This is a genomic window from Pseudoalteromonas sp. S8-8, from assembly GCF_000497875.1.
In the GTDB taxonomy this organism is placed as follows: Bacteria; Pseudomonadota; Gammaproteobacteria; order Enterobacterales; family Alteromonadaceae; genus Pseudoalteromonas; species Pseudoalteromonas arctica.
This window is the reverse complement of sequence record NZ_AUTR01000023.1, coordinates 67,967-91,497: the sequence shown is the minus strand read 5'-3', so window position 1 is coordinate 91,497 and position 23,531 is coordinate 67,967. Positions and strand designations below refer to the sequence as shown.

The window sequence follows — 23,531 nt, the reverse complement described above, 5'->3', positions numbered from 1 at the left end:
TCATAGGTAGGTACTTAAGAAAAACATTAAGTACAGCCTTAAAAATTTGGCTCTACCCCATACTGAAATACTCCTGTTTTTCGATCGCGTTTGGGGTGTGCCCTAGCAGCATTTTTCCTCAGAAAGTCAAATGCTCCATTAACTGCATTTAACAATCCTTTCCTATGCTTCCTAATAATCGCTGTTAATATGCCAATCCACCAAACACCCGTTGTTTTTGCTACTGTCATTGTAGACATTTCAGTTTTGAATATCTTTTCAATACAGCCAGTTAAAAACCTTTTAAGCGTGGTTACTATTAAACTTACATAAATTAGCGCCTCTTGTAAGGTTGCGTTTGATGTTTGAAAGCCGCGTAAATTATTATAAGACTTACACTCCTTAAAAAGTAATTCAACCTGCCAGCGTAACCTATATAATTTGCCTATTTCAGTCGCTGTAAATTCATCAATAGATAAATTAGTGACTAAAAATGTATATTGTTTTTCTTTTTTTGACCAATACCCAACGACTCTTGTTAGCTTGTTTTTTATGCTAACATTCATATCAATAAGATCATTTTTAGGTAATTCGGGGAGCAATTCACATAACTTTGGGGAATGACTTCCTGTTAATTCCTGTCCATTTTGCTTAAAAGCATTATGTACTCTGACTGCTTTTAACCCCTTAGCTCTTAATACGTAAAATCCTCCTGCTTTATCTAATTCATGAATATAACTACCTGAATAATACCCTCTATCAGCAAGTAACAACTGTCCTTTCAACTCTTTAAATGTTGGAAGTTCTTCACGTTCAGAATAACTGTCTGGTGTTATACCTGCTTTTTCAAAGCAACCTTGCGTTAAATTTAAAGTAGCATGCAATTCAATCGCTGCTGGACACGTATTTGAAAATCGCCCAGGAAAAACATCTTTTAAAGAACGATGAAGCATAATAGAGCTACCGTCCTGAATTAAAATATTCTCAAACTTGAACAAATCTTTTTTCGTGTACTTAAGCGCATCATTTATCCAACAATTAAAAACTCTATTTGTTACCTCTCGCATTAGTTCAGCTAGTTCAGGTTTAACTAACTGGTTATGAAAAGGCTTATACTTAATAGACTGCCCTGTTAGCTGATTATAAACTCTTAATATTTCGGATAAATAGATCGTTTTTTTATCCCCAAGCGCAGCAACAAGACTAACAACCATATGAAATGCGGTAATATTTCTTTCTCTTTTAGTAAATGCTACTTGTTTACCAAGTCGGTTCAGTTTTTTTTCACTTAGGATACTTTTTAACTTATTAATAAAAATGTTAGCATTCATTTGAAGCTCTTTTCTTGATTCTGTGGTTTGTGTGGTAACAACCATTTGATCATGAATTGAGCTTCAACTCAATTTCTTAAGATCTTACCTATGACATGGATGTAGGTAAGGGGCGTGAGCAGGACGCGGAAGCTTTGCTCGGTTTTTACTTATTCTTACAGGGATGTAAGTCAGTAGAATAACGTAGGAGCAGTTACCGAGCCACTAGGTTACAAATCTCGCGCCGCGATTAAATAGCCCCTAGATTGAACAAATTTTAATCCTGAAAGGTCAACAGGTCCAATAACTGAGACATTATTTATATGCATTCAATAAAGTTAGTATCTGAAGAATTAACACCATCAAAAGTAGTCTGTGTTGGCCGTAACTATACCGCACACATTGCAGAGCTAAATAACGAAACGCCAGATCAAATGGTGTTATTTAACAAACCAAATAGCGCGATTACTAATACGTTATTTGCGGCTCATAACGGCGATACGCTGCATTATGAAACCGAGCTATGTTTTGTAGTTAAAAATAAAAAATTTGTGGGGGTTGGACTCGGCCTTGATTTAACTAAGCGCACGGTACAAAGTAAGTTAAAAAATAAAGGGCTTCCATGGGAGCGCGCTAAGGCGTTCGACGGCTCTGTAATTTTAACTGATTTTGTAGCGCTAACTGATGAAATGAAGCACTTTACCTTTGAACTTAAAATTAATAATAAAGTAGTTCAGCGAGGTGATACTCATTTTATGCTGCATAACCCGGACTCAATTTTACAAGAAATTAGTGAATTTATGAGCTTAGAAGATGGTGATGTAGTAATGACAGGCACACCTTCGGGCGTGGGCGAGGTAACGCCTAAAAGTATTTTTGCTGTTGCACTTTATGCTAATGATCAGTGTTTACTTGAGCATCAGTGGCAAGTAAGTAAAAATTAATAACTTGCTGTTGGTAGTGTTTATCAAAGTCGGCAAAGGTAGTTTTAAGCCAATTATGCTGACTTTGTTGATACTCAGGCGATTGTAGTACATTATTTTTTAGCGCGCGGTTAATTTTTTTAAGCGCTTGCTGTGCAAAATTATTAGGTGCGTTAGCCGCACAACCTATTGCTCCTCGTATAAATTGAACATCATTTTCTTCTATTGGTACACTTTCTATATTCGTATACTCCCCTTGTTTATTAAAGTAATCGGCCATAAACGGGTAATCAATTGAGTAGTCTAAAAAGCCATGACTCAAGCGTGCTATAACAGCCTGACTTTCATTTTCGCTACTCCAACTTAACGATGACTCTTTATCTCGTTTTGTATTTTCAATAATTGTATTAATTTTAGTTGTAAATTTACGTGCAGCAGCTTGCCCGTATACGTATTGCGGGTCGGTTAATAAATTAATAAGGTGAATGGGCGAGCCGTGCTTTTCTTCTAATTTGGGCTTTAGCTCTTTAGTCGTGATAATTGAAAATGGGGGATATACCGTTGTTGGATTTGAGTAGTTAAGTAGTTGGTTATTATGTTTTTTATAAATAACACACGGGAAGCATACGTTTTTTCCTTCATTTAAATATTTATTTATACGCTGCTGAGGGACAATTAAGCGGGTATGTTTTACATCTGTTATTGTTCTAATGAGTTGCTCGGTTAGGTTGTCGCAAATACCGCCTTGTGGTGCACTTTCGCTTTTAGCTATATGAAAAGGGGGCGTGTAACTTTGCAGCCAAACAATTTCTTCTAGAGGCTGTACTTTTTTCTCAACGGCATGCGCGTTAAATACAATTAATAGGCAAAATGCATAGTATCCGTTTCTCAGCATTGATAAGTGTTCGTTGAATTAAGAAAACTTAATTAAAGTATAGTGTTGGTTGTAGTAGGGTCAAATATTTTAGTTAAAAGCAGCCTTGTTCAAGGCTGCTTTTAACTGGTACATGCTTAATAAGGCATAGGATAGTTTTTAAATATAGTGTTAATCTCACTAAGAATTTCGTCGCTTAACGTGATGTTAAATGCATCAATATCTTCTTTCAATTGGGCTATGCTTGTTGCACCAATAATTGAAGAGGTTACGCCATCTACTTGGTTACACCATGCGAGTGCTAGTTGTGCTGGAGTAATATTGTTTGCATGAGCCAGCTCAACATACTGCTTAGTGGCTTGCTCTGCATTGGGTGTATCTCTAAAAATACCGTTGCGCTGCATGAAGGTCCAACGAGAGCCTTCTGGGCGAGCACCATTTAGGTATTTACCCGTTAATAAACCGGCCGCTAAAGGCGACCACGGTAAGTAGGCAATATCTTCGTGTACACATTGTTCTATTAAATACGGCCAGTCTTTAGCATGCGCTAAGCTAAACTCGTTTTGAATAGATACCATGCGCGGTAAGTTATGCTCTTTGGCCAAACTTAAAAACTGGCTTATACCCCATGGCGTATCGTCAGATAAACCGCAGTGTTTAATTTTACCTCCTTTAACACATTCATTAAGGCCTTCTAGAATATCAAGCATACTAGCTTGCTGCTCTTGTGTATTTACGTCGGTAAATTTAAGAGTGCCGGGCCATTGTCTGCCAAAGTGCGGGGTAGAGCGGTTTGGCCAATGCAGCTGATATAAATCAATGTAGTCGGTTTTAAGGCGCTTAAGTGAATCGTCTACGGCTTCTATTACTGTTTGGTGCGTAATATTGCCACCATCACGTACCCACGATAATCCATTGCCTGCAATTTTTGTAGCAAGTACCACATCGCTGCGCTTTTGCTGATTACGCGATAGCCAATTGCCAATAATTTCCTCAGTTTTACCATAGGTCTCTGGAGAGGGCGGTACTGCATACATTTCGGCTGTATCAATAAAGTTTACGCCTTGCTCTAACGCGTAGGCTATTTGTTCATCAGCATCGCTTTGAGTATTTTGTTTACCCCAAGTCATACTGCCTAAACATACTCTTGAAACGTTAATACCACTGCTGCCAAGTGGGCTGTATTGCATGAGAATTCCTTATTGCTCGTCTTGAGAGTAGCTAACTAACGCCGATAAAAGAGGCTCTGCAATGAGGGCTTTTTGGCCTGTTTCAAAATCAAACATAACCACTTTTGAAGTGCCTGTTGTTGTTATAGCGTTTTGTGCGTGACTAAATACGGTGTAATTCATAACAAATCGGTCTGTTTTTATATCAGAAATAGTAACACCGACTGTAAGCGTATCTGGGAATGTAACTGGGCGTTTATAACGAATGTTATTTTCGCTTATTACCGGGCCCACGCCATTAGGGCTTATTGTATCGAACAGATTTATTTTATTTAAGAAGTCGATTCGGGCTATTTCAAAGTAACGTAAATACACTACATTATTTACGTGTTGTAGTGCATCCATATCAGCCCACGCTACGGTGATGTCGGTATGGATAGGGTGCTGATCTTTAAACGTTTGCATTATTTATTGGCCCTTAATTTTAAAGTACTTAGATTATCAACATGGGGTTACGAGCTCAAGGTAATTAATGGCATGTTTTTTTATAAGATGATTGTACCTGTTTAATTTTAGGTCTACAGTTAAATTACACAGACAAACACAAAAACACACAAAGGTAAAAATATGCAGAATATAATTAATTGGTCCTTAGCTTGTTTAGTTTTTATAGCCTCTTTTACCTGTTACGCAATGGGTAACGAATCAGGCGCTATTATTTTAATGTTAGCGGGGTTTTTTTTCGAGGTTATGTTTTGGTTGCGCGGTTATAAAGAGCAAGAAGGTAATAAGCGCTTTTTTTAATCGCTAACTAGGGCCTGTTGACCTTTCAGGATTAAAATTTGTTCAATCTAGGGGCTATTTAATCGCGGCGCGAGGTTTGTGACCTAGTGGGCTAAGTAAAAACCGAGCAACAAAGAGTAAATTGCCCCTAGGCAGAACCCTTCGGGCAGCGTATGTTTGGCATTTGTGCTACGTTATCGCCTATTTATGGGGAATAACCACACTACATAGGCTCTGCCTTTCCTAAATACCAAACATACTGCTGCAAATTTAACCTCGAAAGATAAACAGGCCCTAGGCTTGCTTATCACATTTGATTCTATAATAATGACTGTATAAATAACCAGTTATTGTTGTGGTGATGAAGAAGTTTATTCACATAGACATGGATTGCTTTTATGCAGCAGTAGAAATGCGAGATAATCCAAAACTTGCATGTGTACCGCTTGCTATTGGAGGCAATAGCCGACGAGGCGTGCTCTCAACCGCTAACTACATAGCTAGAGAATATGGCGTACGATCGGCTATGTCGAACTATCATGCTAAACAATTATGCCCCGATTTAGTTATTGTCCCTGGGCGCATGGCTGTATACAAAGAAGCTTCAAATCAAATACGTGAAGTATTTAGCCGCTACACAGACTTAGTTGAGCCTCTTTCTTTAGACGAAGCCTACCTAGATGTAACAGACAGCACTGCTTGTAAAGGCAGTGCCACACTTATTGCACAGCAAATAAGAGCCGATATTTACAATGCCACAGGGCTCACTGCATCAGCAGGTATTGCACCGATTAAATTTATTGCCAAAATAGCCAGCGACGAAAAAAAACCGAATGGTCAATTTGTCGTTTTGCCTCATGAGGTCGATGACTTTTTAGCGCAATTACCGCTGGGGAAAATTCCGGGGGTGGGTAAAGTAACGCTCGAAAAGCTAAATTTAAAAGGCTTATATACCGGCAAGGATGTTCGTGAAAAAGGCGTTAACTGGATGCAGCAACATGTGGGTAATTTTGGTGTGTCGCTTTATCAAAAATGTGCAGGTGAATATGTTGGTAAAGTATCAACAGATCGCATCAGAAAGTCGCTGAGTGTTGAGCATACCTACGAATACAATAAAACAAGTTTGCAAGAGTGCTTAGATGAGCTGCCAAAATTGTTAGACGAATTAGTTTTAAGACTTAATAAACAGCAATTACAAAACCGTATTAATAAGCTGAGTGTTAAAGTGAAGTTTGCAAATTTTGTAGTAACCTCAGCCGATCAGGCATACCACGAGCTAAACACAGAAATATTTATTCAACTCCTTACTAAGGCTTATCAACGAGGGCTACAACAACCTGTAAGATTACTTGGCATAGGCGTTGGCATTAAAAGCGAGCCAGAACAAAACTTTCAACTTAGTATTCTCGATTAAGCTGTAAAGCCTGTAACCCCAAGTTGCCATTTATTGGCAACTTGTATAATTAGCTCATCGCACCTTGCTGGTCTTCAATATTTAAATCGACGATAATAGGGGCTTATGTTTTCTAACAGGACTTTATTTATGGCATACCCTCAAGCGGTTAGTGCAAGCCTTGAATGTACATCTCATGATGCGCTTATTATTATTAGTGATGACTTTTCTCAATTACCAAATAACTCATTACGTGATGCTATTTTAGACCAAGCAAAAGTTGATTCTCGTATTGGTAAACAAGTTACTTTATTAGTGATTGAAAACAAACGCGTTGTACTTGCGCCAACGGGTCCGTTAAATAGAGATTACGACGATGTTCGCCGTTATTTTGATGCTGCTAAATTAGCAATTAACGAAGCAAAAGCGTCGGGTAGTGTTAATCCTGCATTATTTTTACCAAATTTAAATGGCGATAGCCGTTATCAGCATGCTTTAGAAGTTGCTTATTTAGGCGCTTGCCAAGCCTTATGGCAGCCATTAGAAGCGCGTGAATATCACGGTGAAAGTATTGAACCTATTACTCAAATTGGTTTAGTTGGCGCAAGCGAGCAAACAATTAAAGCTGTTAATGCAATTGCTGCAGGCCAATATGCCGCGCGTGACTTATGTGGCACTGAACCTGAGCGTATGGCTCCACCACGTTTTGCTGATTACTGCGTTGACTTATTTAAAGGCTCAAACATTGCGGTTGACGTAATTGATGATATTGCAGCTATTGATAAAAACTACCCAATGCTAAGCACTGTTGCTCGTGCATCGTATGCAGTTGAGCGCCATCACCCACGTGTTGTTAAGCTTGAATATGTACCAGAGGGCGAAATTACTCGCACACTTATGTTTGTAGGTAAGGGTCTTGTATACGATACAGGCGGCGCCGATTTAAAAGTTGGCGGGCACATGGCAGGCATGAGCCGCGATAAAGGCGGCGCTGCTTCTGTTGCGGGCTTTATGAAAGCCGTTGCGGATTATCAGCCTAAAGGCGTTAAAGTGGTATCGTACTTAGCTGTTGTTCGTAACTCTATTGGCTCGGATTGTTTTGTGCCAGATGAAATTATTACTAGTCGCGAAGGTATTCGTGTACGTATTGGTAATACCGATGCAGAAGGGCGCTTAGCAATGGGCGACCTGCTTAGCGAAATGAAAGATTTAGCTAAAGGCGAAATAAACCCAACGTTATTTACTGTTGCTACATTAACGGGTCACGCGGCACGTGCAATGGGTCCTTACGGTGCGTATGTTGAAAATGGTCCAGCTCGTAGCGCTGGTATTTCACGTCAAATAGCTGACCTTGGAGATTTGTGGGCAGATGGCGCTGAAGTATCGCGTTCTCGCCGTGAAGATTACGACTTTATTAAACCACGCACGCTAGCTGACGATGTACTCTCGAGCAATAACGCAGCATCTGCTGTTACTGCGCGTGGACATCAGTTCCCTATGGCGTTTATGGCTATTGTTGGTGGGCTTGATAAGCACGGTAACGACTCTGCACAGCCTTTGCCTTATGTGCATATGGACATTGCAGGAAGCGGTGTTGAAGGCGGTGATTGGCAGCATGGCAAGCCAACGGCTGCATCAGTAACCAGCTTGTTTGCACGTTACTGTTTGTAAGCTAAAAACTTACATGCAATAAAAAAGCCCTGTTAATTCAGGGCTTTTTGCATTTTATGAGAACGGTATCGATTAATCTAATTTAAAACGATTAACTACGCTTGAAAGCTCTTGGCTACTTTGTTTAAGATTATCACTGGCATCGGTAAGCTGTTTAGTATTATTTAATGATTGCTCAGTTGATTGAGATAGCTCATTAATACGCAAATTAACCTCGTCGGCAGCTTGAGTTTGTTGCTCTGTGGCGCGTGCTATTTGGCTGTTCATTTCGGTAATAATTGAAACAAGTCGTTCTATTTCATTAAGTGAAGTATTGGCCGATGACGCCTGATCTACGGTAGAAACTGAAAGTGCTTGGCTTGATTTAACAGCTTCTACTGCTGCTTTTGCACCTTCTTGAAGTTTAGTGATCATGGTTTGAATTTCGTCGGTACTTTGCCCTGTACGACTGGCTAGTGTTCTTACTTCATCTGCAACAACAGCAAATCCTCGGCCATGCTCTCCTGCGCGAGCAGCCTCAATGGCAGCGTTTAATGCCAGTAAGTTTGTTTGCTCCGAGATGCTTCTTATTACATCAAGTACAGAGCCTATATTATGGCTCTCGTTGGCTAAATCTTCTGTTACACGACTGACTGTTTCTATGTTGCTTGAGAGTGTTTCTATTGCTGTAATTGTTTGCGCAACCACATTTTTACCCGTTGATGCGTTTTGTGCTGCATCTTTAGCTGCTTGCTCTGCGGCTTCGGCGTTACGGCTTACATCATGTATTTGGTGAGTCATTTGCTCCATGGCAGCTGCAACTTGGGTTGAGCTATCGTTTTGAAGCTCAATAAACGAGTGGCTTGTTCTACTTGAATCATCAACTGTATGCGCATGCTCACTTACGTCGTTTGCACTTTGCGCTACATGAACAAGTGACTCTCGCATTTTTAAAACAAATAAATTAAATGAATGTGATAGTTCAGATATTTCATCATTACCGGATTCATTTAATTTACGGGTTAAATCGCCTTCACCTTGTGAAATGTCTTTCATCATATCGGCAGCTAAACGAGTAGGTATTAAAATGCTCTTGCCTATAAAGTAACTAAGTAAAATAACAGCAATAATCATAATTGTTGCACTGACGACTATAAGGTTTCGTTGCTCGCTAAATGCTTCGTCAATTGAATCAAGATAAACACCTGAGCCAATAATCCATTGCCATTGATTAAAACCTTTAACAAATGCGATTTTTTCAACGGGTTTTTCTTTACCTGGTTTTGGCCATTTATAAGGAATAAATCCCTCGCCAGAGCGTTTAACTATATTAACCATATCAACAAACAATGCTTTGCCGTCAGGGTCTTTGTTATTGGTTAAATCTTTTCCCTCAAGCGCAGGTTTTATAGGATGCATAACCATTGTTGGCTGGTAGTTGTTAATCCAAAAGTAATTGGTTTTGTCGTAGCGCAGTGCTCTTATTGCATTAAGTGCTTGCGATTGAGCTTGCTGTTGAGTAAGTGAATTACTTTGCTCAAGGCCATAATAGTGCTCGATTATACTGTACGCAGTTTCTACTACATTTTGTGTTTTTGTGTATTGCTCGTCTTTTAGCGAGCTATATTGATGAGTTAGGCTCGATATACTAAGTACTATTAGTCCAAATATAACTATGGCTATTAACAGTGAAAAACGCTGGGATATACTAAAACTTCGTAGATTAGGCATACATTTATCCTCAAAAAGTGTGCGCTTTAGCGCATAGAATAAGCGTAGCTAAAAAAAGAGTTTAATCTAGGCTTAACGTCCATTAATGCAAAAAAAAGGCTGATTTATCAATCAGCCTTTAGTCTGTTATTACTTTACTTGCTTATTTAACATCAAAATGACGATTAAAGAAGTTTGTAATTGTTTGATGTAAGTGTGTTTGCACTTGTTTACCACGTAGGCTGTGCTTAGAGCCTGGGTAGGTCATCATTTCAAACTGTTTTTCGTTATCTTGCAGTTGTTTAAACAATTTAGTTGAATGCGTAAACAGCACGTTGTCGTCAGCCATTCCATGGTAAATCATTAATGGGCCTTTTAAGCCATCAGCATATGGAAATACTGCGCTGTCTTCATACCCTTTAGCATTCGTATCAGGGTGACCTAAATAACGCTCTGTGTAATGCGTATCGTATAGAGCCCAATCGGTTACAGGAGCACCCGATACGCCGGCTTGAAAGTAATCGCCTGCTTTAAACATAGTCATAAGTGCCATGTAGCCGCCGTAGCTGTGGCCATAAACACCGATGCGTTGTGGGTCTACGTAATCAAGTGTACGTAAAAACTCTACGCCTTTAATTTGATCGGCAACTTCAACCACGCCTAGGTTTTTATAAATAGCATCTTCAAACTTTTTACCACGGTTGTACGAACCACGGTTATCCAGTTGAAAAATTACGTAACCTTGTTGCGCCATGTACTGAAAGTACAAGTTTTTACTGCGCCAGCTATTCGTCACTCGTTGAGCATGCGGGCCGCCGTATACGTTAACAATAACAGGGTGCTTTTTGCCATCAGTAATGTTGCTAGGCTTAAATAAACGGTAATGCATAACTTGGCCATCTTCGGCTTTAATTGTGCCGTATTCTGGTTTTGTTAAGTCGCTTAAATAAGGAGTAAGCGGATGGTTACTATCAAGCTTATTTTCTTCAAGCCATGTAATAAATTCGCCGTTTACTTTACGAAGCGCTGCTGAGTTTGGTTTATTATCAGACGAGCTATTATCGATAAAGGTTTTATTGTCTTTTGCTAGCACAACATTATGGTACTGACCTTTTTCGGTGATACGTTTGGCATCGCCCTTTTTAAATAAAGGCGCGCTGTATAAATGGCTTTCAAGCGGTGTATCTTTTCGGCTGGCAAAGTAAACAATGCCTTTTTTCTCATCAATACCTTTTAAGCTATCAACAGCCCAATCACCAGAGGTGATTTGACGAACAAGTTGACCGTTTGTGCGATACAGATATAAGTGTTTAAAACCGTCGCGCTCAGATGCCCATACAAAATGTTTTTTGTCTTTTAAAAACTCAAGATCAAAATGTAGGTTAATCCACGTTTCGCTGTTTTCGGTTAATGCTACTTTTTGGACTTTAGTTTCGCTGTTATAAAAACGAAGCTCTAATTTATGTTGCGAGCGATTTTGCCATTGGTAAGACAGTGTATTGCCGTCTTTTAGCCACTTAGCACGCGCGATATAAATGTCTTCATCTTTACCTAAATCAATCCAATCTACTTTTTGGTCATTTAGTTTAACCACACCGAGTTGAATTTTTACGTTATCGGTACCTGTAAACGGGTAGCGCTGGTTAAATAATTTAACTTCATCAGCGTAAATTTCGTTACGGATAGCTTCTTTTACTGGGGTTTCGTCAACGCGGGTATAGGCAATTTTAGTTTCATCACCTGACCACCAGTAACCCGTCATGCGGCTCATTTCTTCTTGAGCTACAAATTCGGCCATGCCGTTTTTAATTACGCCGCCGCCATCTTTACTAAGCTGAATTTCTTTACCTGATTCAAGCTCTAAAGCGAATAGGTTTTGCTCTCGAATAAACGATACGTAGTTACCTTTAGGTGAAAAGCGTGCATCGGTTTCAAATGTTTCAGTGTCGGTTAGTTTTTTACTTTTAGCAGAGGCTAAATCGTAATAGTAAAGGTCGCCGTTAAGTGGGAATAAAAGTGCTTTACCGTCTTTAGACCATTTGTATTCTAATATGCCTTTACCAAAAATACGTTGGCGTTCGCGGCGTGCTTTTTCTTCATCAGATAGGTTTTCTGGGCCTGAAAATAACTTTGCCGAATCAACTAGCACACGGTTGGTGTTATCTTTTAGATTGTATTCCCATAAATCGTAGCGATTGTAGTCATCGCTTTTGCCTTGTAAATAAGTTACACGGCTGCCGTCAGGCGAAAATTTAAGTTGTACAGGTGATTTACCTGAAAGGCTCGGATCGTCAAAAATACGCTCCAACGATAAAGGTTTTGCTTGAACACTAATAGCGCCAACCATTAATGGGAGGGCTAGTGAGAGGTGTTTTATTTTTTTTAGCACAAGGTTGCCTTAGCTTATTATAAATATTGCTTTGATGGTAAAGCCAAGCGTGTGCAACTGCAACTAAATGCTATAAAGTGGCGATTATTAAAGACAAAGTAGGACATAACAATGACTAACCCTGAATTTAAACTAGCGCCAGAACTTAAACGCGACTGTATAGAGCTTGCCGATTGGCCACTGTGTAAAGTACTTTTATTGAACGACAGCCAATATCCGTGGTTTGTATTAGTGCCTAGGCAGGTTAACTTAAAAGAGATAATTGATTTATCTGAGGATGATCAAATTGTGTATTTAAAAGAGTCAGCCAAGCTAAGTAAATTATTAATGGATGTGTTTAGCCCTGATAAGTTAAATATAGCGGCTTTGGGTAATATGGTGCCGCAATTACATATTCACCATATTGCACGCTTTACTACTGATGCTGCTTGGCCTGCGCCAATTTGGGGTAAGTATCCAGCTGTGCCGTATACAGATGTACAAATTACAGAGTTAAAAAAAGCGCTGCAGTTTTAAGCTGCAACGCTTTTTTAGGGTTTAGCTAAGTTTAACTAAAATTACTTAAGCCCTAGTACTTCTTTACCTTGCTTAAACGTTACATCTACAGGGATATTTGCTTTACTTAGTTTTTCTAAGTCTTCAGCAAGTTCTTCTTTTATATCGCCATGCGTTGCAATTAGTTGATCTACTTTTTCGTAATCGCCATCACCTTGTAAGGTTAAAATTAAGCGAGAAAGCTTGGCCATTGCAATGCTCATTTTTTCCATATTAACGCGGTACAGGCCTTCTTCATTTTTAGAAAAAGCGCCTTCTTGAGCAAAAAAGTTAAAGCGGATCATATTTGCTTTACCATGCGCACTTGATGCTCCAAAACGAACTGAGCGGAATATACCCGCCATGAAGGTCGTGTAATAATCTTCAATAGTTCCTTCTGTAATTTCGCCCTTTTTAAGTAATTGCTCAATCATGTACAGGCCTAAAATGTCGGCTTTACCTTCTTCAAGCGCACTTGCGTGTTCTTGTAATGATTGACGAACAGTACCTTTACCTGTGATTGTATTTTTAATACCTAAACCGTGAGCGACTTCATGGAACATCGTATTGGCAAAAAATGCATCAAAAGTAATGTGTTTACGCTGCTCAGGTACAATTAACTGCTTTGAAATTGGTACTAGAATTTTATCAAATTTAGCACGCATCGCATTTTTAAGTTGCAGGCGACGAGTTCCTTTTTCTAGCTGTACTTGCTCATCGTTTGGTAAGTTAATTGCAATTGTTTTACTCCCCGCGTTTGAATGCCCAGCGTAGTAAACAACATCATATGCATTTAGGTCGGCGTCAGAGCCCGGTACTTCTTGTTTGTACTTAGCATCAACGGGTAAGCCTTTTTGAAGCTCAGGTAAAAATGCGGCAAACTTAGCTAAGCGTTCGCTCCATTTTAAATCTTTAATAAGTACGTAAGATTCATAAGCTGCGCGGTAACCAAATAATTGATCTTCATAAGTCTCAATTGGACCAATAACCACATCTACTGGGTTGTTTTTCATATCCATCCAAGCAAAGTCAGATACTTGGAAGTCATCCTTTTGTAGAGCATCAGCACGCAGATTTAAGTAATTAGCAAACTCTTTATCGTCAGCAAGTTTACTAGCTTGACGTAAAAGGTCAGCGGCTTTTGCAAGCTCATTAGCGTATTCTTTTGAATATGGCACGCTGTAAAGCTTACCTTGCTCATCACGCTTAATTACAGAGTAAAGGCCAGTTTTGTCTTCAACGTCTGCATTGTTTAACTCTTCTTTGGTTATATCGGCAGGGTAAAACTGTGCGCCAAGAGGTTTTTCTTTATAGCTGGATAAAAACGCTTCATCGCCATTTAAACGATCCCATGGACCGTAGTTAATATCGGCAAATTTACGTACTTTGTCGTCGTTTAGTTTTGCTAAAAAAGCATCTTTATTTTCACCAAAAGATTGTTTCCAAAATAACTCGTCCATTATTTTTGAAGCATCAATAAGCTTTGCAACCATTGCTCGTTGGTTGTCGCTTAAGTGCGATAAATCACTTTGTAAGCTAAAGTCGGTGTAAATATCTAAACGTTGGTTATTTGCATTAATAAGCTCAGGGCCTGATTGTGCACTGCTTTTTTGAGCAAGCTCTGTGGCTGTGTTGTCGGTAGAAGACGGCGCTTGTTCAGAACATGCACTAAGAAAAACGACACCAGAGAGCATAATTGCTTGGCTAATTTTATTTAAGATCATTATATTGCCTGTTAAAAAGTAAGTTTAATAATTTGTACTGCTTTAGTTAAAAGACTAAATATGTACAAACGCTTCCTTATTGTGAGTGCATTAAAGCAAAACTAAATAGTAAATAGCAAGTATTTGGCGTTGTAAGGCAAGCATGAGCGATAAAGCATTATAAATAAAAATAAACTTCTATAATTATCTTAACTTTATCGGTAAGTTAGACAATACTAATTATATTACTAATACGAAAATTAACTGCCTGAGTTTGCAGTTACTTTACAGGCTGAACACAAAAGGACGGCAGCTTTATGTCTACAGAAAACGCTTTATTAACGATTCTAGTCGATAGAATAAATAACGATACGTTGGTTTTACCAACGCTACCTGAAGTAGCGATTAAGGTTCGCCAAGCTGCAGATAACCCTGATGTGAATTTAATGCAAATGTCAGATGTAATCTCACAAGACCCAGCGCTTTCAGCTCGTATGATAAAAGTAGCTAATAGTGCGATTATGGGACGTTCTGTAAAAGTATCTAATTTACAACAAGCAGTGACTCGCATTGGGTTGCGCCAAATTAAAAATATTGCAACGGCTATGGCTATGGAGCAATTATTTGTATCAAACAATGAGCTGATTAAAGGCTACATGGGCAAGGCTTGGCAAAAAACATTAACCGTTGCTAGTCATTCAATAACACTCATGGAGTTTTACTTAAAAAACAATAAACACACTTCATTAAATCGTGATTCAATTACATTAGCTGCGCTTGTTTATAATATTGGTGTATTACCAATTTTAACAGAAGCTGAGCGCCACCCTGAAGTGTTTGCCAACCCAAGCTTTTTAGCGCACGCAATTCAAAAGCTGAGTGGAAAAATTGGCTCATCTATTATGCAAGCGTGGGAATTTCCTAAAGAGTTTGTTGATGTAGCTCTAAGCTGGGCAGATCCAAGTTACAAACCTGATAAAGTTAGTTACGTAGACTTTATTCGAGTAGGCGCTATTTTAGAGGGAACATTACAGGTTTCTGATAAGTCAGCAGCGCTGCAAACGTACATAGATAAAGGTGTAATACCGTCTATGCAATTATTCACAAGTGATGAATACAACGATATGCTAAAAGATGTGAAAAACATGTTTAGCTAAACATGTTTTATTACATAAACAAAAAGGGTTAACTTGCGTTAACCCTTTTTGTTTATTTATCGATAGTATTTTCTGTTTTGGTTTTTTCGTACCGTTTTATTCCTGCTACCCATGTTTGCAGTACGTTCGTTTTGTATATCTCGTCAATAGGTACTTTAAAGTAGTCTTTATCAATTAAAATAAAGTCGGCCCATTTACCTTTTTCTAAACTACCCACCTTAAATTCTTGATGAGCTGAATAAGCGCCACCGAGAGTAAATGCACGTAATGCATCTTCGCGGCTTAGTACTTCACTTGCGCGCCAGCCGTTTTCAGGTAGTTTGTTATGATCCATGCGTGTAATGGCTGAATACAAACCATCAAATGGATTTGCAAGCTCTACCGGGTAATCAGAGCCTGCTGCAACAACCGATCCTTGCTTTAAAAATGTTTGCCAAGCATAGGCACCGCTTAATTGTTTTTCAGTTAAGCGTTGTTCTGCCATATGCATATCAGAAGTGGCATGTACTGGCTGCATTGAAGGGATTATTTTTAACGCTTTAAAGCGAGGGATATCCTCAGGCGTTACAATTTGTGCGTGCTCTATTCGGTTACGTAGTAATATACCGCCCGTTTTTTTAAACACATTTTGATAAGCATCAAGTACTACTTTATTTGCTTTATCGCCAATTGCGTGGGTATTTGCGCTAAAGCCGCTTTTAAAGCTTTGTGTAAAGAGCGCTTCGAGTTTTTCTTGTGTTTCAAGCATTAAACCATGGTGACCAGGTCTGTCTGCGTATTCTTCAATCAGAGCGGCTCCGCGAGAGCCAAGTGCGCCATCGGCGTAAACTTTAACACTGCGAATTTCCATAAAGTCATTTTTGTCGTGGTATCGGCCTGCCTTTAACATTGCGCCTAAATCAGGGCTTGCACCACTTAACATTGCCACAATACGTAGCGGTAAATTACCAAGGTCGCCGCGCTCTTTGTAAACCTCCCATGTGGCTTTATCAATACCTGCATCGTGAGTAGAGGTAATGCCTAAACTTAATAAATGCTTACCTGCTGCATCTAGTGAGTCACTTATATCTTGCTTTGAAGGGGCTGGCATATGCTGGGTAATTAGCGATTCTGCTTTATCTACAAAAATACCCGTAGGATTGCCAAATTCGTCTTTAATTATTTCACCGCCCTCAGGCGCTTTTGTTTGGGCGGTAATACCAGCAAGTTCGAGCGCTTTTGAATTAACCCAAATGGCGTGACTATCAACCCGCGAAAGAACCACAGGTCGATCGCTAACTACTTTGTCTAAATCTTTAGCTGTAGGAAAGCGTGTATCAGCCCAAAGCTCTTGGTTCCAACCACGCCCTATAATCCAACCTTGTTTGTTATCGGCAAATACTTTTAGTTTATTTGTTACTTCATCAACCGATGTTGCGCCGCGTACGTCAAGTTGCGATAAATTGTCGCCAAGGCCAATAACGTGCCCATGAGCATCAATTAAGCCAGGTAATAAGGTATTACCGTGCGCGTCAATTAGCTTGGCATCTGGGTAGCTATCTTTAAGTGTTTCGCTACCGAGCTTAACTACTTTGCCATTTTTAATAACGAGGGTAGAAAACTGCTGTATTTCACCTTTGTATAAAGGGGTATAACCATTGGCGTTATAAATTACTTTTGTTTGTGCGAGAGTGTAGCTAGAACTAGCGCAAAGGCTGGCTAGTATGAGTGGTTTGATTATTTTTTTGAGTGGCATAGTTACTTAATTTTTATTGTTAATTTACTTACATTAACAAACTTGATTTTATAATACCAATGAATTGATAGACCTCATTTTAATGTTTTTCTCTATATTAACTGTTTACAAAATAGGTAATTGATGTGATTATTTAGTATGTAAAACAATCAATAAAGCATAAGGAAACGCTATGAAAGCCCTCTATTTATTACTCCCATTAACTTCATTACTTGCGGCATGTGGATCGACACCTACTGCAGATAAAAGTGTAGAAAAGCTAAACCATACTGATGTATCAAATGCTGAAATACGCGATTATATAGATTTATCAAGTGTTGAACTGCGCGACAGGGTGAAAGACTATTGGAATATTTCCACAAGAACAGAACCACGATATCCAATAGCTGCTGCAAAAAAAGGTCTTGCTGGTTGTGTAGAACTCATGACTATTATTAATTCTGAGGGTAAGGCGCAAGGATATAAAGTAATTTCTTCATATCCTAAAGGGTTATTTGATGAAGCCGCAGCTCAATCTTTAAATACATGGGCCTGGCTGCCTACTGCCGTAAATGTAACTAAACAACCTATACTTACTCATATTAGAATTGATTTTATGATTGATTCAATACCAGTAGGTAAAAAATATTTAAAAAATTGTCCGGCTGGCGAAACATTTCAAGTAACAGGAAAAACTAAAAAAATCTCCTACTGATGAAACATTTCAAGTAACGAGAAAATTACAAGGTTTGAAAAAAAGTACTTATTTACCTCACTTTAAAGTTACTTTCGGTGTGTGTAATATTTTAGCTCGAACCTTTGTAAAATCAGATGGGTATTAATACTAATATTTATAAATAAATAAGCATTAAGAATAAGGAAATGCTATGAAAGCCCTCTATTTATTACTCCCCTTGAGCATGATGCTAACAGATTGTAGCTCAACGTCTGATAAACAAGTAAGCGATGAAATGCTGAGTTTTATTGATTTATCGAGTCCTGAACTGCGAAGTAAGGCAGGTGAGTATTGGGGTGTTGCTAAAAGAGTTGAGCCGCGATATCCGATAGAAGCTGCAAAAAAAAGTATTTCAGGTTGTGTTGAGCTTGCTACGTTAATTAATTCACAAGGTAAAGCCCAAGGGTATAAGGTTATCTCGTCTTACCCTGAGGGCGTGTTTGATAATAATGCGGCAGCTGCTGTGGGTTTATGGCGCTGGAAACCGACAACTGAAAATACGAGTAATCAACCTGTTCTAACTTATCTCAAAATGGATTTTATGGTAAGCCCAAAACCTACTGATGCAGAGTATTTGGCGCATTGTTCTAAAAATAAAGCCTGAACGTAATTAATAGATATAAATATAATAAGCTAGGTGTTTGTTTACCTAGCTATAAAACTACTTACTTGCATATAAGCCATATTCATTTAATGCTAATTTACCGTCTTTGTCACTGTCGTAGCTTGAAAATCGTGACCACAAAGCCGGGTCTATAGCGGTTTCTGAACGTGATAAAAAACCGTCTTTATTCCTATCTAGCTTTTTAAATTGCTTTGCAATGTCGTTACTTGCGGCAAAACTAAATGCGCTAAAAATACTAAACGCCAGCAGCGTTATATAGCTAATACTTTTCATATAAATCACTTAGTAAAGGTTGTTAGTTAGATAACTTTTAAATTCGACTAGCGAAATTTGGTTATCTTGGTTTTTGTCCCATTTTACAAAGGTGTTTAAAAGTTGTGGTTGGGGATCAAGTTCGTCGTGTGTTAAATAGCCACTTTTGTCGCTATCTAGGTGATCAAAGCGTTGCTTTACATCAAGTGCCGCGGCATCAAAACTTAATAGCATTAAAATGCTTATAACAAGGGAAAGTATCTTCATGGTTTTCCTTCCAAAAGATGTATTAAAAGTTCGTGGCTAAAATAAAGTAAAAAGGAAAAAGCACTTGCCGTAATTTAACTCCCAACATTAAATCCTTTTACACACTCCCTCAGGGATTATGGCAAATGCTTTTAAATTCAGTTTACCTGTAACAAGCTTAAGTAAAGCTTAATCAGTAATTACTCATTAAGGCTTAAAGCTTTCAAATTCTTTTTTTGAGACTTTTTCATCACCGTCTTCATCTAAGTCGGCAAATTGTCTCATTACTTCTTTGTCTTCCTTTGCTTCTACAATTGATATTTGTCCATCCATATCTTTATCTAAATGGGCAAAGCGCACGTTTGTTGGCGATGCAATTACGGTGGCACTAATTGCTAAAAACATTAATGAAAAAGCGGCTATAAGTTGTTTCATAATCACGTTCCTTATTAAATGAGTTTATTGAATAAATTTTTTGAATTCATCTAGCGACAATTGCCCATCTTGATTAGTATCAATTTGTAAAAAATTTTCGTGTAGAACGGCATCTTCACCTGCTTCGGCTTCACTTAATGTGCCGTTACTGTCTTTATCAAGCTCGTTAAAAGTCGCGTGAACGTCCATTGCGTGTGCGTTAGCGCCTAAAAAGCCTAAAGCCAGTAATGATGAAATTACTAAAATGCGTTTGTTCATAATTATTTCCTTATTGATTAAAGTTATTACTCCTACTACAAAAATGATGCCAAAAATAATTGTTGTTAATTTTCAAGTGTTTATATTTTTAACTTGAAAGGGGTGAGAAGTTTTTACGGGGTTTATTGTAATTTTTGTGTGCCTTTTGCAACACTATATAGTGAGATTAAAGGTAGGTTTTAAAAATCAATGGTTTACGTTGTCTCTATTTGGCGACACATTGTTTTTGTAGCGCTGGCTGTTAATCGTATTAAATATAATTGCTGGTTCAGCTAGTGTATAAGGTAAGCACTTAATAATAGAACGCTTAACTTAAAAGGACTAAACGAAATGCCAGCAACCATAGCTAAAAAATACCATGCAATGCTTAACTGGCGGCCTAATTTAATTGGGCAATTTGCAATGAGTATGCTGCTTTCGTTACTCCCGCTTTCTATAGTGGTGATTGTATTTTTAAATGCGCTTAACAAGCAGTTAGCAGTGACTCAAAGTATCGTGAGTAACAACTACCAAGTTACCAAATCGTTTAATATCCTAAAACAAGAACTCAACAGCCTTGAGCGCGCCACTAGGCAAAACTGGGTATTAAAAAGCGAATCGTTAGATAAGCTCATTGTCGATAAATGGCAATCATCCCTGCAAAGTGTTGATGAACTTAAATTTGTAAACACGGATAAAGATTATACCCACCAATGGCAACGCTTATATGTCACCTTACAAACAGCGCATGTAGAGCTTGTTGAGCAAAAACAACAGCAAGCGGAGCTATTTGTGCCAGTGAGCGATTTAGTTGCTGAGCTTACTTTATGGTTACGTGATAAAAATGAAGCGCAAATTACCAATAACCAAAATGAGCTTACAAGCCTACAAACTTCATTTATAAACTGGCTGGTGGCACTTATTCCGCTTACTTTAATTGTTGGTGGTGGTTTTTTATGGCGTATAAGTGGGCGATTAAAAGGGTTAACTACGGTTATTGATAAGCTAGGGCAGGGACATTGGCAGCAAAAAATATCTGTGAAAGGCTCCGCTGAGCTAGTTGAGCTAGGAGAAAAACTCCAATGGGTGCAAGAGCAGCTTCATATGCTTGAGCAGCAAAAAGATACCTTTTTACGCCATGTTACCCATGAGCTAAAAACGCCGCTTGCTTCAATGGTCGAAGGCACTGATTTACTAACTGATGAAATAGTAGGCCCAATTACTGCTGAGCAAAAAGCAGTGCTTGAGCTTATTAGCCAATCTATGGTGCGCCTTCGTACAATGATTGACAGCCTGCTGAGTTATAATGCAATTCGCACCAGTAAAGACAGCCTAAGCGAAGTTGAGTTTAGCTATCTTATTAATAAAATTAATAGCCATTTTGAACATCGCTTAAGTGCGCGTCAGCAAGCTCTGCAATGGCAAAATAACTTACCTAATAAAGAGCTTGCTTTACCTAGTGAGCTTATTGAGATGATTTTAATTCAGCTTATTTCAAATGGCTTAAAATTTTCACAAGATAAGCAAAGCGTTACTATTAATTTAGCACTTGAGCAAAACCAACTTTGCATTGCAGTGCTTGATAAAGGGTGTGGTATTAAAGAGCAAGAAAAAACTCAAATTTTCAGCGCATTTTATCAAGGTAAACACAGTAAAAATGTTACGCTGCAAGGCAGTGGGCTAGGCTTAACTATTGTGAAAGAATCTGTTGAACAGCTAAGAGGTACACTTACTGTTGAGCATAACGAGCCGCATGGTTGCCGGTTTTCAATTAAAATTCCCATAACAAAAAATCTAGGAGTTAATTAACATGCGCTTGCGTTTAATCGCTATTTTATGTGTGCTCAGTAGCAGCATGGTTATATCAGGTTGTGCAATTACTAATGGGCAAGAAGAGCGTGTGTCAATTACACCTGCACCTGTGGTCGATACCAAAATAACAAACGACAAAAACAGTAAACCTAGTCCAAAACCCAGACCAAAAATTGAACCAAGCTATCCGCCTGCAGAGCAAGTTATTGCATGGCACGCTAATCAGTGTGGCGGATTTAAATTGGTGCCAAAAAAAGATATTTTTACAGGTGAAAACGATCTTAAACGTTTTTTTAAATTTATGTGCTTAAACATAAATGATGATCCAAATACGGTAATGACTAAGTTGCTAAAACTCGATCTTGCTTACTTTTGGCCAGATGATATAAAGCAATATTTATGGCTTCAAAAGCAGCAAGTGACTATGCAAATAAATGCTAAAAAAGAGCAGCAAGCACTTAACAATAAAATGCAAGAAACCCTCTCATCGTTAGCAACGATTGAGCAGCAGCTTTTACTACGAGAAGAAACTAAGGAGCAGTAACTATGGCAGCAACTAAAGTGCAAGGTGCAAAAGTATTACTCGTTGACGACGACGCTAGCTTATTAAAACTGCTTGCTATTCGTATCAAATCAAAAGGATACGAAGTAACGACCTGTGAAAGCGGCTTAACCGCACTACAAACACTTAAAAGCCAAGTGTTTGACGCCGTAATAACCGACCTACGTATGGATGAAATGGATGGCATGGCACTGCATCGTCAGTTGCAAAGCCGCTACCCTGCATTACCTGTCATTATGATGACAGCGCATGGTTCAATTCCTGATGCCGTAGAGGCAACTAAGCAGGGCATTTTTGCATTTATAACTAAACCTGTAGATAAAGATGAGCTATTTGACAGCCTTGCTAAAGCGATAGAAATACATGGTGTTAATGCAGATGAAGCAGCACCTAAAAGTAATATAGTTACGCGCAGTGGTGCAATGCTGCACTTGTTAGAGCAAGTAAAACTACTTGGGCCAACGCAAGTTAATGTATTGATTTCGGGGGCTAGTGGTACAGGTAAAGAGCTACTCGCACAGGCGATTCATCAGCATAGTCATGTAAGCGGTGGTCCTTTCGTTGCAATTAACTGTGGCGCTGTACCAGGGGAGCTTTTAGAGTCTGAATTATTTGGTCATAAAAAAGGCTCTTTTACGGGCGCAATTAAAGATCACCAAGGCTTGTTTCAACAAGCTGAGGGCGGCACGCTATTTTTAGACGAGATAGGCGATATGCCACTTAACTTGCAGGTTAAGTTACTGCGCGTATTACAAGAAAAAACAATTCGCCCCGTAGGCTTTCAAGAAGAAATAGCAATTGATGTACGTATTGTATCGGCAACACATAAAAATCTTCCTGAAGCTATTTTAAACCAGCAATTTAGAGAAGATTTATACTATCGCTTAAACGTAGTTAATTTAAAATTACCGCCACTGTGTGAGCGCCGCGAAGATATAAGCTTATTAGCACAGCACTTTAGTGCAAGCATTGCTAAACGCATGAAGCAAACTGAAAAACACTTTGCAAGCGATGCTATGCATGCGCTTGTGCGTTACGACTGGCCAGGTAATATCCGCCAACTACAAAACGTAGTAGAGCAGGTTGTAGCATTAACGCCAAGCGATGTTATTTCAGAGCACTTAGTGTTAGCTGCGCTAAATAGTAACGAAACAAACGTAGAGCCATTATCACTAAACGACGCTAAAAAAGAGTTTGAGCGCGACTATGTAATTAACACTTTAAAAATGGCAGGTGGTAACGTAGCCGAAGGCGCTAAGCTTGCCAAGCGCAACCGCTCAGATTTTTATAAGTTGATTAAAAAGCATAATATTGATGTTGATAATTTAGGTTAAGGAA

22 protein-coding genes are annotated in these 23,531 nt (G+C 38.8%); 10 read left to right on the top strand and 12 right to left on the bottom strand.

Translation table 11 applies throughout. The features are described from left to right. Positions 1–38 precede the first annotated feature (38 nt). Positions 39–1,310, bottom strand: coding sequence for an IS4 family transposase (locus tag L659_RS0107185; RefSeq protein WP_024590080.1), 1,272 nt, complete (start codon positions 1,308–1,310; stop codon positions 39–41). 302 nt (positions 1,311–1,612) lie between these two features. Between L659_RS0107185 and L659_RS0107180 the strand changes: the two genes are divergently transcribed. Further along, a complete protein-coding gene (locus L659_RS0107180; protein ID WP_024590079.1) occupies positions 1,613–2,233 on the top strand; it encodes a fumarylacetoacetate hydrolase family protein in 621 nt (206 codons plus the stop codon). On the opposite strand, the gene L659_RS0107175 is transcribed toward L659_RS0107180, so the two are convergent. The 3 genes from L659_RS0107175 to L659_RS0107165 form a co-directional block, all read right to left on the bottom strand. Beyond that, positions 2,184–3,107 carry an ABC transporter substrate-binding protein gene (locus L659_RS0107175; RefSeq protein WP_024590078.1) on the bottom strand — a complete coding sequence of 308 codons (924 nt, stop codon included), beginning with the start codon at positions 3,105–3,107 and terminating at the stop codon, positions 2,184–2,186. The genes L659_RS0107180 and L659_RS0107175 overlap by 50 nt on opposite strands. Before the next feature lie 116 nt (positions 3,108–3,223). After that, the gene (locus tag L659_RS0107170; RefSeq protein WP_024590077.1) at positions 3,224–4,276 is read right to left on the bottom strand and encodes an aldo/keto reductase; all 1,053 of its coding nucleotides are present in this window, start codon (positions 4,274–4,276) and stop codon (positions 3,224–3,226) included. Between the two features lie 9 nt (positions 4,277–4,285). Then, complete coding sequence (locus L659_RS0107165) at positions 4,286–4,720, bottom strand: acyl-CoA thioesterase (RefSeq protein ID WP_010553137.1); 435 nt, start codon at positions 4,718–4,720, stop codon at positions 4,286–4,288. A 679-nt stretch (positions 4,721–5,399) separates the two neighbouring features. Here L659_RS0107165 and dinB point away from each other — a divergent pair. Both dinB and L659_RS0107150 read left to right on the top strand, forming a co-directional pair. After that, on the top strand, positions 5,400–6,452 hold the full coding sequence (gene dinB, locus L659_RS0107155) for a DNA polymerase IV (RefSeq protein WP_024590076.1): 1,053 nt from the start codon (positions 5,400–5,402) through the stop codon (positions 6,450–6,452). A 129-nt stretch (positions 6,453–6,581) separates the two neighbouring features. Continuing rightward, positions 6,582–8,102 carry a M17 family metallopeptidase gene (locus tag L659_RS0107150; RefSeq protein WP_024590075.1) on the top strand — a complete coding sequence of 507 codons (1,521 nt, stop codon included), beginning with the start codon at positions 6,582–6,584 and terminating at the stop codon, positions 8,100–8,102. A gap of 72 nt (positions 8,103–8,174) precedes the next feature. Here the strand turns inward: L659_RS0107150 and L659_RS0107145 are convergent, their stop codons facing one another. Together L659_RS0107145 and L659_RS0107140 are read right to left on the bottom strand one after the other, a co-directional pair. Then, on the bottom strand, positions 8,175–9,812 hold the full coding sequence (locus tag L659_RS0107145; protein WP_024590074.1) for a methyl-accepting chemotaxis protein: 1,638 nt from the start codon (positions 9,810–9,812) through the stop codon (positions 8,175–8,177). 142 nt (positions 9,813–9,954) lie between these two features. Next, a complete protein-coding gene (locus tag L659_RS0107140; RefSeq protein ID WP_024590073.1) occupies positions 9,955–12,180 on the bottom strand; it encodes a S9 family peptidase in 2,226 nt (741 codons plus the stop codon). Between the two features lie 111 nt (positions 12,181–12,291). On the opposite strand from L659_RS0107140, the gene L659_RS0107135 reads away from it, so the two are divergent. After that, on the top strand, positions 12,292–12,696 hold the full coding sequence (locus L659_RS0107135) for an HIT domain-containing protein (protein ID WP_024590072.1): 405 nt from the start codon (positions 12,292–12,294) through the stop codon (positions 12,694–12,696). 41 nt (positions 12,697–12,737) lie between these two features. Here the strand turns inward: L659_RS0107135 and L659_RS0107130 are convergent, their stop codons facing one another. After that, the gene (locus L659_RS0107130) at positions 12,738–14,438 is read right to left on the bottom strand and encodes a dipeptidyl-peptidase 3 family protein (RefSeq protein ID WP_024590071.1); all 1,701 of its coding nucleotides are present in this window, start codon (positions 14,436–14,438) and stop codon (positions 12,738–12,740) included. Positions 14,439–14,734: 296 nt separating this feature from the next. Here L659_RS0107130 and L659_RS0107125 point away from each other — a divergent pair, with 296 nt between their 5' ends. After that, the gene (locus L659_RS0107125; RefSeq protein WP_024590070.1) at positions 14,735–15,574 is read left to right on the top strand and encodes an HDOD domain-containing protein; all 840 of its coding nucleotides are present in this window, start codon (positions 14,735–14,737) and stop codon (positions 15,572–15,574) included. Between the two features lie 52 nt (positions 15,575–15,626). On the opposite strand, the gene L659_RS0107120 is transcribed toward L659_RS0107125, so the two are convergent. Further along, the gene (locus tag L659_RS0107120) at positions 15,627–17,309 is read right to left on the bottom strand and encodes an amidohydrolase (protein ID WP_024590069.1); all 1,683 of its coding nucleotides are present in this window, start codon (positions 17,307–17,309) and stop codon (positions 15,627–15,629) included. Between the two features lie 172 nt (positions 17,310–17,481). Between L659_RS0107120 and L659_RS0107115 the strand changes: the two genes are divergently transcribed. Both L659_RS0107115 and L659_RS0107110 read left to right on the top strand, forming a co-directional pair. Next, on the top strand, positions 17,482–18,003 hold the full coding sequence (locus tag L659_RS0107115; protein ID WP_024590068.1) for an energy transducer TonB: 522 nt from the start codon (positions 17,482–17,484) through the stop codon (positions 18,001–18,003). 172 nt (positions 18,004–18,175) lie between these two features. Continuing rightward, positions 18,176–18,628 (top strand): energy transducer TonB, encoded by a 453-nt coding sequence (locus tag L659_RS0107110; RefSeq protein ID WP_024590067.1) that lies wholly within the window; start codon positions 18,176–18,178, stop codon positions 18,626–18,628. Between the two features lie 57 nt (positions 18,629–18,685). On the opposite strand, the gene L659_RS0107105 is transcribed toward L659_RS0107110, so the two are convergent. The 4 genes from L659_RS0107105 to L659_RS0107090 form a co-directional block, all read right to left on the bottom strand. Then, positions 18,686–18,922 carry a calcium-binding protein gene (locus L659_RS0107105; RefSeq protein WP_007581557.1) on the bottom strand — a complete coding sequence of 79 codons (237 nt, stop codon included), beginning with the start codon at positions 18,920–18,922 and terminating at the stop codon, positions 18,686–18,688. 9 nt (positions 18,923–18,931) lie between these two features. Further along, complete coding sequence (locus L659_RS0107100) at positions 18,932–19,168, bottom strand: hypothetical protein (protein ID WP_007581558.1); 237 nt, start codon at positions 19,166–19,168, stop codon at positions 18,932–18,934. Between the two features lie 186 nt (positions 19,169–19,354). Then, positions 19,355–19,582, bottom strand: a complete 228-nt coding sequence (locus L659_RS0107095; RefSeq protein WP_007581559.1) for a hypothetical protein — start codon at positions 19,580–19,582, stop codon at positions 19,355–19,357. Positions 19,583–19,606: 24 nt separating this feature from the next. Further along, positions 19,607–19,840 carry a cag pathogenicity island protein Cag25 gene (locus tag L659_RS0107090; protein WP_007581561.1) on the bottom strand — a complete coding sequence of 78 codons (234 nt, stop codon included), beginning with the start codon at positions 19,838–19,840 and terminating at the stop codon, positions 19,607–19,609. Between the two features lie 330 nt (positions 19,841–20,170). Between L659_RS0107090 and L659_RS0107085 the strand changes: the two genes are divergently transcribed. From L659_RS0107085 to L659_RS0107075, 3 genes are read left to right on the top strand one after another with little or no spacing between them, the layout of a single operon-like run. After that, the gene (locus L659_RS0107085; protein WP_024590066.1) at positions 20,171–21,628 is read left to right on the top strand and encodes a sensor histidine kinase; all 1,458 of its coding nucleotides are present in this window, start codon (positions 20,171–20,173) and stop codon (positions 21,626–21,628) included. 1 nt (position 21,629) lies between these two features. Further along, positions 21,630–22,175 carry a hypothetical protein gene (locus tag L659_RS0107080; protein WP_024590065.1) on the top strand — a complete coding sequence of 182 codons (546 nt, stop codon included), beginning with the start codon at positions 21,630–21,632 and terminating at the stop codon, positions 22,173–22,175. Positions 22,176–22,177: 2 nt separating this feature from the next. Then, positions 22,178–23,527: a sigma 54-interacting transcriptional regulator gene (locus L659_RS0107075; RefSeq protein WP_024590064.1), complete on the top strand. Its 1,350-nt coding sequence runs from the start codon at positions 22,178–22,180 to the stop codon at positions 23,525–23,527. The last annotated feature ends 4 nt before the right edge of the window (positions 23,528–23,531 follow it).